Raw genomic sequence first — 360 nt, 5'->3', positions numbered from 1 at the left:
GGGAGCGGCTGGACATGCTCCGCCATCTGCGGGAGCTTACGCCGCTTCAGGCGATTCGGCAGATCCGCAGCCGGTTCTACGATCCATTCATTTTGGCGGACGAGCGCCATCAGGCGACGCTGCACCGGGAGACGCTGAAGGAAATGCTGGACGAGCTGGAGCTGTCGGCGGGACGCTTCGGCAGCATCCCTCTTTTTCTTGATTTTCTGGACGAGGTAACGTCAAGGAACGAGCAGCACCGGTCTCCCGGCGGTACAGAGCAGGAGGACCGCATCGCACTGATGACGATCCACAAGTCGAAGGGGCTGGAGTTCCCCGTTGTCATGCTGCTCGGCGCGTCCGAGGGCATCCTGCCGCACA

1 protein-coding gene is annotated in these 360 nt (G+C 62.2%); it reads left to right on the top strand.

Features of this window, described 5'->3' with window-relative positions; translation table 11 throughout:
• Positions 1–14: 14 nt before the first annotated feature.
• Positions 15–360: 3'-5' exonuclease (locus L691_RS28305; RefSeq protein ID WP_332249067.1), on the top strand; the 346-nt coding region annotated here is incomplete at its 3' end.

It is taken from the genome of Paenibacillus zanthoxyli JH29, from assembly GCF_000520715.1.
Lineage (GTDB): Bacteria > Bacillota > Bacilli > Paenibacillales > Paenibacillaceae > Paenibacillus_AQ > Paenibacillus_AQ zanthoxyli.
The sequence above is the reverse complement of the archived record's forward strand: the minus strand, read 5'-3'. Positions and strand labels throughout refer to the sequence as shown.